At 48.8% G+C, this 1,833-nt stretch carries 4 protein-coding genes; 3 read left to right on the top strand and 1 reads right to left on the bottom strand.

The features are described from left to right. The 3 genes from MKMG_RS11320 to MKMG_RS11330 form a co-directional block, all read left to right on the top strand. A partial coding sequence (locus tag MKMG_RS11320) for an RNA-guided endonuclease TnpB family protein (RefSeq protein ID WP_165078050.1) occupies nucleotides 1-521 on the top strand: 521 nt, incomplete at its 5' end. A gap of 7 nt (nucleotides 522-528) precedes the next feature. Next, on the top strand, nucleotides 529-1,020 hold the full coding sequence (locus tag MKMG_RS11325; protein WP_165078051.1) for a cation:proton antiporter: 492 nt from the start codon (nucleotides 529-531) through the stop codon (nucleotides 1,018-1,020). Between the two features lie 26 nt (nucleotides 1,021-1,046). Then, nucleotides 1,047-1,586 carry a hypothetical protein gene (locus MKMG_RS11330; protein WP_165078052.1) on the top strand — a complete coding sequence of 180 codons (540 nt, stop codon included), beginning with the start codon at nucleotides 1,047-1,049 and terminating at the stop codon, nucleotides 1,584-1,586. 63 nt (nucleotides 1,587-1,649) lie between these two features. Here MKMG_RS11330 and MKMG_RS11480 read toward each other — a convergent pair. Beyond that, a partial coding sequence (locus MKMG_RS11480) for a hypothetical protein (RefSeq protein ID WP_216842910.1) occupies nucleotides 1,650-1,833 on the bottom strand: 184 nt, incomplete at its 5' end.

Below are 1,833 nucleotides of genomic sequence, written 5' to 3' on the forward strand. Positions count from 1 at the left end.
GGTTCTCAAAAAACTGGAAGAAAGCAAAGAGCAGGCTGAATAAGGCATATGAACATATCTTCAACCAGAAGAATGATTTTCTGCACAAACTTTCCCGTCGGTATGTCAATACATACGCTGCGGTTTGTGTTGAAAATCTGGATATCAAGGGTCTGAAAGAGAAAGGCAACCGTAAGGGACTGCACAGGAGTATCCACAGTGTTTCATGGGGAAAATTCTTTTCTTACCTCTCGTACAAGGCTGAAAGTGCTGGTACGAAACTTGTTACAGTCAACCCCCGAAACACATCCCAAATGTGCTCGAATTGTGGAAACATCGTTAAAAAGACACTATCTGTTAGAGTCCACGAATGTCCCAATTGTGGATTTGTTGCTGATCGGGATTACAATGCGGCAGTGAATATTCACCGCATCGGGATGGAACAGCCCTTTATGCCTGTGGAGACAGTGCCTCTACATCACGTTTCTGTGATGCAAGTGTTGTCAATGAAGCAGGAAGCCACGCCCTTTAGGGCGTGGTAGTTCACCCATGGGTTTTGTCATAGCAAACCAGCGCCTGACACCATTTGGCAGCATACGGGTTCTGACTGAAACACTTGAACCGCTTATCATCGGTATTCTGTTCATCATGCTGGCTGCAATGGTTGATCTCTCTGCCATGGGCCGGTATCTTCTACCCGCCCTGGCTCTGGTGGCGGTATACGTACTCGTTGCCCGACCGCTGGTAGGTTTCGTGGCCACTCATGGTCTGGGCTACAGTCATGCACAACGGATATTTATGGGGGCGTTGCACCCACGGGGTATTGTGGCTGCGGCTACTGCCTCATTGTTCGCCCTTAATTTAGCCGAAGTAGGGGTTGATTTTCCCGAGATGGTTCCCGTTGTTTTCATTGTGATACTGGCGACCGTAGTCATCTACGGACTGGGAACACCTGTCCTCTCCCGTGTGCTGAAGATTGCAGACCCGGCGTTGGTATTGCTATCTATGGGGAACAGCGCTGGGCTCTCGACCTGGCATTAGCCCTGCATACGGCAGGGGCAACGGTTATGGTACTGGCACCGGGCAGTAAGAGACTTCAGAGTGTTGCTGACTCCGGAAGGATACCGTTTGAATCCTATACCGGTTCTTTGGTTGATCTGGGGGATGAAGATATTCTGGACGATGCACATCTGTTTAAACAGAAAATACAGTGGCTCCTTATCGCTTCTTCAAATAAAGACAGCATCGGATCAGCTGCTGAAGCATTTATCGATTCTATCGGATTGGAACATATGATCATATTCGGAAGGGCACGGGATATGCAGGACAGAAGGGTTTTTGGAGGGAGAGTTGACATACTGGCGAAAACTCCCTACGGCCTTTTTGGTCGTGAAGAGGATGAACTGCTGGACATGCTTGAGAATGGATATAGTTTCAGGGCCATTGACAACAGGGAACAGCCGGAAGATGGCGGAACTCCTGAAGGAACGAAACCCTTTATGAGAGTGAACCGTGACGGAACTCTTGCCGTACCCGGAAGTGATTCCCGTCTTGAAGACGGAGAATTCCTGATTATCGTCACCCAGGAACCGGCTCTCCAAAAATGAGAGGTATTGATTAAAATCTGACCGGTTGGGGTTCATCGGCTGAAATCCCATCCGCTCCGGCGTTCACCATTTTTCCGGTTGGTCCGGAGGATGAATGTGACCGTTGATATTTTTCCTACATAACAAGCACCCGAATGCATAAAGGAAACAGCACATCCGGCGGCCAACTTTTGATTTCCCTGTATATAAACGGAAAAAGAGGGCAACCACCGGCAGCAAAAAAGAAACGGAATATCCGTTACGCCGG

The sequence above is a fragment of the Methanogenium sp. MK-MG genome, from assembly GCF_009914725.1.
Classification (GTDB): domain Archaea; phylum Halobacteriota; class Methanomicrobia; order Methanomicrobiales; family Methanomicrobiaceae; genus Methanogenium.